This window comes from uncultured Mailhella sp., from assembly GCF_905187505.1.
Lineage (GTDB): Bacteria > Desulfobacterota > Desulfovibrionia > Desulfovibrionales > Desulfovibrionaceae > Mailhella.
Window position 1 is genome coordinate 1 of sequence record NZ_CAJJIC010000128.1, and the last position, 6,813, is coordinate 6,813.

The 6,813-nt window shown below is 60.4% G+C and carries 6 protein-coding genes and 1 pseudogene; 1 reads left to right on the forward strand and 6 read right to left on the reverse strand.

What is annotated here, in order from left to right; all coding sequences use genetic code 11:
• A pseudogene (locus QZZ60_RS09820) lies at nt 1-209 on the forward strand (hypothetical protein); the annotation flags it as partial.
• A gap of 337 nt (nt 210-546) precedes the next feature.
• Here QZZ60_RS09820 and QZZ60_RS09825 read toward each other — a convergent pair.
• The 6 genes from QZZ60_RS09825 to QZZ60_RS09850 all read right to left on the reverse strand — a co-directional run bounded on the left by QZZ60_RS09825 (nt 547) and on the right by QZZ60_RS09850 (nt 6,649).
• On the reverse strand, nt 547-2,178 hold the full coding sequence (locus tag QZZ60_RS09825) for a hypothetical protein (RefSeq protein ID WP_295640960.1): 1,632 nt from the start codon (nt 2,176-2,178) through the stop codon (nt 547-549).
• A complete protein-coding gene (locus tag QZZ60_RS09830) occupies nt 2,175-3,806 on the reverse strand; it encodes a hypothetical protein (RefSeq protein WP_295640962.1) in 1,632 nt (543 codons plus the stop codon). The genes QZZ60_RS09825 and QZZ60_RS09830 overlap by 4 nt, the downstream gene beginning before the upstream one ends.
• A gap of 77 nt (nt 3,807-3,883) precedes the next feature.
• The gene (locus tag QZZ60_RS09835; protein WP_295640964.1) at nt 3,884-4,318 is read right to left on the reverse strand and encodes a glutaredoxin family protein; all 435 of its coding nucleotides are present in this window, start codon (nt 4,316-4,318) and stop codon (nt 3,884-3,886) included.
• 109 nt (nt 4,319-4,427) lie between these two features.
• Entirely contained in the window at nt 4,428-4,934 is a 507-nt protein-coding gene (locus QZZ60_RS09840; RefSeq protein ID WP_295640966.1) for a peptidylprolyl isomerase, read from the reverse strand.
• A gap of 72 nt (nt 4,935-5,006) precedes the next feature.
• On the reverse strand, nt 5,007-5,978 hold the full coding sequence (locus QZZ60_RS09845; protein ID WP_295640968.1) for an asparaginase: 972 nt from the start codon (nt 5,976-5,978) through the stop codon (nt 5,007-5,009).
• Nucleotides 5,975-6,649, reverse strand: coding sequence for a YigZ family protein (locus QZZ60_RS09850; protein ID WP_295640970.1), 675 nt, complete (start codon nt 6,647-6,649; stop codon nt 5,975-5,977). The genes QZZ60_RS09845 and QZZ60_RS09850 overlap by 4 nt, the downstream gene beginning before the upstream one ends.
• Nucleotides 6,650-6,813 lie beyond the last annotated feature (164 nt).

Below are 6,813 nucleotides of genomic sequence, written 5' to 3' on the forward strand. Positions count from 1 at the left end.
CCGAGGCGGAACGCGAAGCCCGCGCGGCCGACCTCATGCTCGTGCTCGGCACCAGTCTCACCGTGTATCCGGCCGCGGCCGTACCGGAAATCACGCTGCAGAGCGGCGGAAAAATCGCCATCATCAACCGCGATCCCACGCATCTTGACCGCTACGCGGTCTGGACAGCCCGCGACCTGAAGCAGGAAATGGAATCACTCGAACTCTGAAGTCACGTCCATGGCTGCTGGACACCTTCCGCTCCGGGAAAACGGTTCGGGAATCTTTCCCCGTCCTCTTTCCCGGACGGCTGAACAGCCTTCCTCCCGTCTTCATGCCGCCCGGCGAGAAGCCCCTCGTCCGACGTGCGCCCAGCACACAAGGCGAACAGACGGCACCATCCTGCGTTCCGCTCCGCCGACACGCGCGCTCTTCCTCTGCCCGCCGCGTCCCGGTCCGAGGCACAATCCCTTTCACCGCCATGCAAAAAATGAAGGGCGACGGAGAAATCCGTCGCCCTCGTGTCGTCTTCCGCCTGCGGCACAACTTCCGTGCCCGGCATTCTTCCTACTTTTTCGGCAGATAATCCGTCAGCGCCTTTTCCCCCGGCCTTGAGCCGAACGTCACGGGCAGGGCGTCGGGATTCATGGACGCAAGAGCAATGATCTCCATGAAGTTCATGGGACGTTCCGGAGCAATGGTCATGACGAACTCCCCGGGACGTTCAAGCTGTTCCAGAAGAGCCGCCCCGCATTCCCGAACCGGTCTTTCCTTGTCCTGTGCCATCTTCTGCAGAAGCGCAGAAAGCTCCTTCAGCTCATTTTCGACCGTCGAGCCGCTCCAGCGTGCCGCGATTTCCACGCTCATGGGCAGAAGTCCGGAATCACGGCAGATCACGTTCATTCCCTTGAGGCGCACGGACTGCATGAGCCTGTCGACTTCTCCTGAAGGGTCGCCTTCCAGCACCGCGCGCTGAAGCGCGCGGATGTCGCCGACAATGTCAAGGCTTCCTTCCAGCACGCCGAGCCCCTCCAGCTCATAGCGGGCCTTGCCGGAAAGCTCGTCATCCGCGAGAAGGCTGTTGCTGGTCACATTCAGAATCAGTCCTTCGGGCGCATAGCGGGAAAGAATGTCCGCCTCCTCCATGGAGTCCGGGAAGTTCATTTTCAGACCGGAAAGATTCGTGGCATCCCTGATCGCTCCTTCTTCCGTCAGGGACAGTCGATAGTCGAAGCTCTTCATGTCCATGGAAAAGACGGCAGGCTTCGCCCCCTGCTCTTCCGGCGTGTCCTGAAGGCTGAGCGAGCCGCCTTCTGCGAGCATGCGGCGGATCGGAACCCTGTTTTCGTAGTTCTTCAGCAAAAGATTCTCGATGTCCGAAATGAGCTTGTTTTCGGCAAGATAGCGCAGATCATCGTCCTCGAAATTGTCTCCCTCGCCGAAAATCCGGAAAAAGGCCGCCAGCACGTCGGGATCGGGAGCAAGGACATCCCGGAATTCCAGCTTCCGCAGTGCGCCGGAAAAATCCTTGCCGGAAACATGAATGCCGTCGAAGCGCACGCTCACGGGCGCGACCTTTTCCCCGTCCCGGGGAGCGCGCATGCCGTCGGGGAACGAAATTTCCTCCACCCCGATGCGTGCGGAAGGAGCGTCGGCTTCGGAAAGAGCCATGCTCACGCCGTCGATTTCCATGCCGTCGATGCGGCAGCGGTACAGCTCCTCAAAAAAGGCCTCGTCGCCCCTGTTCTGCGCGTTCAGGGTAAGCAGGGTGCCGAGCCGCTGATACCAGCCCGTAAGCCGTACCTTTTCCACGCGCTGCTCGACCTTCGTCCCGTCCATCTGCATGCTGTCGACGATGCCCGTGGCGGCAATGGCTTCGGCCACCAGGGGGAGATCGTCGGCACGATAGGGCGCATCGGACTTCGTGAATACGTACTTGCGGTTGAACCCCTTCACTTCCACGCTGTCCACGCTTCCCCTGCGCAGAATGTCGCCGCCGGAAAATTCGTAGGTCACGCCTTTGAGCGTGAGCGTGTTCTCAAGAAGGGAATACCGTATCTCGCGCGCCTGTGCGGGCACGGAGGCCAGCGCCTCAGCCACCGCCTGCTCGGTAGTTTTTTCCACGGTGCGCATGCCGAACCAGCCGGCTGCCCCGGCACAAAGGAGGACAAGGACGCCTATCGCATACTTCCTGTTCATTTCCGTTCTCCCGGCAGATAGTCTTTCACCGCTTTCGTACCCGGTTTCGAGGCCAACGTCACCGGCAGCGCGTCGGGATTCCCGGACGCGAGAGAAAGCGCTTCCATGAAATTCATGGGCTGCTCCGGCGCAATGGTCATGGAGAACTCACCCGGCGCAGCAAGCTGCTCCGCGAGCGCACGGCCAAGTTCCCGAACGGGTCTTTCCGGAGACTGCTCGAGCATCTTCACCAGCACGAGGGCTTCGGCCAGCATTTCTTCCGGCGTGTCGAACTTCCAGCGGGCCGCAAGTTCCAGTCCCATGGGCACAAGACCGGCATCCCGGTAGGTAAGGTGCAGGCGTCCGAGACGCAGGGTCTGCATGAGTTCGTCCAGCGTGTCGTCCGGCACGTTCTCCATGGACGCCTTACGAAGTGCACGTATGTCGCCGCTCACATCAAGATCGCCTTCCAGCGCTCCAAGGCCTTCCAGTTCATAACGGACCTTTCCGGAAAGATTCCGAGCCCCGGCCGTCGCGTCGCCGCTCATGTTCAGAGTGATGCCGTCCGGCGCATACCGGGAAAAAATGTCGGCAAACATCCCGGCATCGGGCAAGGTGACCTTCAAGCCGTCAAGCGTCACGGCTTCCCTGAATCCTCCGTCCCCGGTATCGGACATCGTGCAGTTCAGGCTTTTCAGCGCCATGTTCAGGGAAAACACTTCGCTCCCGCCGGGGGCGTCCATGACGGAAAGCGTGCCGCCCTGCACCGCCGCTCTGGAAAACGGCACTCTGTTCTCATAGTTCTTCGCCGTGAGCTCGAACAAGCGGTCGATGAACTCGTCGCCGTCATTTGCGGACATACGGTTCGGCTCTGCCGTGTCCAGCGCCCTGTTCAGGCGCAGAAACTCCGCCATGGCCGCCGGTTCAAGAACACGGAGGTTCTCGAGGTCAAGCTGCTGAACACCTCCGGAAAAACTTTTGCCGGCAACGGCCGCGCCTGAAATGCGCAGGCTTGCGGAAGGCACCTTTTCCGTGCCGCGCGGCGCACGTATGCCTTCGGGAAGAGCCATTTCCGCCACGGAAATGCGCATGGGCTGCCGGTAGGGCCCCGAGACGGAGGAGGTCACGCCGCTCAGCTCCATGCCGTCCAGACTGCAGCGATACAGCTCCTCAAAGAAGGAAGCCTCGCCGTTGTGCTGACTGTGCTGATCCAGAAGCATGCCGAGACGCTGATGCCAGCCGCGAAGATGCGCGCGCTCCACGCGCTGCTCCATCTTCGTATGCCCCGCATGCACGGTGTCCACGATGCCCGTGACGGTGACGGACTCGGCCACGATGGGGAGAGCATCGGGATCGTAGGCGGGCATGTTGGGCTTCACGAACATGCACTTGCGGTTGAAGCCCGTCACTTCCACGCTTTCCATGGTGCCCTTGTGCATGATCTTGTCGTCGGGAAGCTCATACTCCACGCCCTTCAGAGTGAGCGTGTTCCTGAGAAAGGAATACCGTATCTCCTGCGCCTGCGCGGGCACGGCGGAAAGCGCCGCAAACACGGCGTCCTCGGTATAGCTTTCCAGAATGCGCAGCCCCATGTAGCCGGAAAGCCCGGCCCAGAAGACAAGTCCGCCCACGATATACTTTTTGTTCATCCAAGCTCCTCTGGCATTAAAAGGCTCGTTGCTTTCAAGGGCTGCGGCCTGACCGGAAAGGTTCCGGCCGGAACCGCTCAGTCAAGTCCGAGCAGACTTTTCACCGCGTCTTCGCGGAAGCCCACCACGCTCCGGCCGTCCGGCACCACCAGCGTGGGGAAGGAGCCACGGGGATTGTGCGAACGAAGCGTCGTCATGATTTCCCTTCTGGCAGGATCAGAAAAATCGTCCACGTAGATGAGTTTGTGCTCTATGCCGTGATGGTCAAGAAAATCCTTGAGTCTCACGCAGTGACGGCAGGTATGCAGCGTGTACATGACGGGCACGCCGCAGCCACAGGGATCCACGCCGCAGCGGTACTCCTCCTCCAGCCCCTGGGGGATGCCCGTTTCTGGGGCGGGAGAAGCGCGTTTTACCGGCTTTTTCCTGCCCTTGAGGATGAAGAACGCCAGCAGACATACGAGAACGAGAACCACCACGAAAAGCGAAATTGAACCTGAACCAGCTTCCACGAAACGCTCCTGAAGTTCGACCCGCAGAACGGGCCGTCTGTCCGTGTTTCCGCAGCCCGGCGGAAAGACAAAAAGAGCCGGCGCAAGACCGGCTCTCCGTCACTGACGGCTATTCAAAACGACTGACGCGGGTGATGACGACCATGTCAAGAGGCACGGCCTCATGTTCACCCTGGGGCTTGACCTTGAGCTTTGCTATCTTGTCCACCACGTCCATGCCGTCTTCCACGCGGCCGAACACGCAGTAGCCGAATCCTTCGGGAGTGTCGTCCCTGTGATCGAGCTCCTCGTTGTCCACCACGTTGATGAAGAACTGCGCCGTGGCGGAATGGGGCTCGGAGGTGCGGGCCATGGCCAGCGTTCCGCGCTTGTTGGAAAGGCCGTTGCCGGCCTCGTTGACCACGGGCTCATGCGTGGGCTTTTCTTCCATGCGCACGCCGAGACCGCCGCCCTGAATCATGAAATCCTTGATGACGCGGTGAAAAATGGTATTGTTGTAGAACTCCTCGTCCACGTAGCGCAGAAAGTTGGCCACCGTGGCGGGAGCCTTGTCTTCAAAAAGTTCCAGCAGAATGTCGCCGGAAGAAGTTTCCATGAGGATAAGGGGGTTGCTCATCATTGTCTCCACTAAGGTAATTTTTTCTTTTGTGACGCAAAAAAGGGGAAAAGGCAAGGCGAACGGCCGCGACTAAACGGGTCTTTCCATGAATGTCCGCACCTCTTCCGCGTTGCCGCAGTAATAAAGCGCCTGCATGAGGCGCACGGTGAGGGCTTCCACGGTCTTGTCCCCGCCGGAAACGGCTCCGAGCCGCGCGGCAAGCACGCCTATGGGATATCGGGAAAGATCCACGCCGTCAAAAACGCACTGCGAGGCGCACACGATGACCACACCCCTTTCCACGGCGCGGCGGATGGAAGGAAGAAAACTTCCCCGGCTGTCGTTGGGCACTCCTCCCGCCCCGAATCCTTCTATGATGATGCCCAGGTATCCGGCGTCAACCATCATGTCGAGAAGCGCCGGAGACGTTCCGGGGACCAGCTTGAGCACGCATACCCTGCATTCAAGACCGGTCAGAAGCTCCAGCGGTCCTTCCGGCAGAGGGCGGCGCTCCTTCCAAAGAACGCCGTCCGGCGTGATGCGGGCAAGCGGCGCGTTCACGCTGGCGTAGGCGGCAAAGCTTTCCGTATGCATCTTCTTGGCCCTCGCTCCGTCGATGACGGCGCCGTGAAAGGTCACGAACACGCCGGGAACGCCCTCGCAGGCCACGAAAAAGGCATCCCGCAGATTTCGGGGACCGTCGGACCCCTCCGCCGTGAGCGGAAGCTGAGAACCCGTGATGATGACGGGCCTGGGCAGATTCTTCAGCATCTGATGCAGCGCCGCAGCCGTGTAGGCCATGGTGTCCGTGCCGTGGGTGATGACGAAGCCGTCATAGTCGTCGCACGCGTCGGCCACGGCCTGCGCCATGGTTTTCCAGTCCTCAGGCTGAAGGTTGCTGCTGTCGAGATTCATGAGCTCGCGCACCTCAACCCTGCAGGGCAGATCGGCTCCCCCGAGAACGCGAAGCATCGTCTCCCCTGAAAGACGCGGCACAAGCCCGTCCTGCGAAGGTTCACAGGCAATGGTGCCGCCCGTGGCCAGCATGAGAATGTTCTTCATCCCTTTTCCTCTTCCGTCAACAAAAGTTCGCTGGCGCCGTCCGTGGCTTCCCTGAGCGCCTCGCGGCACGGCTCCGCCATGTCTTCGGGCAGCTCCAGCGTGAACAGAGCCCTCGCCCCGAAGTCGTCCTCAACCACGCGGGCCTGAAAGCGGGGCAGCAGCCGGTAAAAACGATCGGCATGCGCATAGTCCACTTCCGCAAGCGCCCGCACGAGAACCTTCTTCTCCGTCACCGGCAAAAGCTCGAGCGCCTGCTTCACGCCGTTCTGATACGCGCGCGTAAGACCGCCCGTCCCGAGCTTGATGCCCCCGAAATACCGCGTGGTCACGGCCACAAGCTCCCCCACGCCCCCGTACAGAAGCTGCGCGAGCATGGGCCGTCCCGCGGTTCCGTGCGGCTCGCCGTCGTCGCTCTGCCCCACCCTCGCCGTGTCGCCGGGTCTGCCCACGGCGTAGGCCCAGCAGTTATGTCTGGCGTCGGGAAACTCCCTGCGCACGCAATCCACAAAGGCAAGGGCCCGCTCCCGGCTGTCGGCCCGGGCAAGCGTGGTGATGAAACGGCTGCGCTTGATCTCTTCTTCAAAGCGAACCCGGCAGGCCGCCCCGTCCGACCGGCTCAAAAGAGCCTCGCCAAACAGCGGCAGATCGGGAACCATGTAGGAAGATGCCATAAAAAACCTTTTATTATCAAATAATTATAAAGATAATGAAAAAAAACGCCGCCAACCTTGAAAAAAATCCTTTACAAAGTCGGCGCTCTGCTCTAAATAAGAATCGTTCCTAGTAAAGAATCAACCACACAAAGAAACACAACGTCAACGTTTTTTCGCACAAG

Excerpts from the sequence above, each read along its gene's own strand:
- QZZ60_RS09825 (WP_295640960.1), bottom strand. The coding sequence starts at position 2,178 with ATGAACAGGAAGTATGCGATAGGCGTCCTTGTCCTCCTTTGTGCCGGG.
- QZZ60_RS09830 (WP_295640962.1), bottom strand. The coding sequence starts at position 3,806 with ATGAACAAAAAGTATATCGTGGGCGGACTTGTCTTCTGGGCCGGGCTT.
- QZZ60_RS09840 (WP_295640966.1), bottom strand. The coding sequence starts at position 4,934 with ATGAGCAACCCCCTTATCCTCATGGAAACTTCTTCCGGCGACATTCTG.
- QZZ60_RS09845 (WP_295640968.1), bottom strand. The coding sequence starts at position 5,978 with ATGAAGAACATTCTCATGCTGGCCACGGGCGGCACCATTGCCTGTGAA.
- QZZ60_RS09850 (WP_295640970.1), bottom strand. The coding sequence starts at position 6,649 with ATGGCATCTTCCTACATGGTTCCCGATCTGCCGCTGTTTGGCGAGGCT.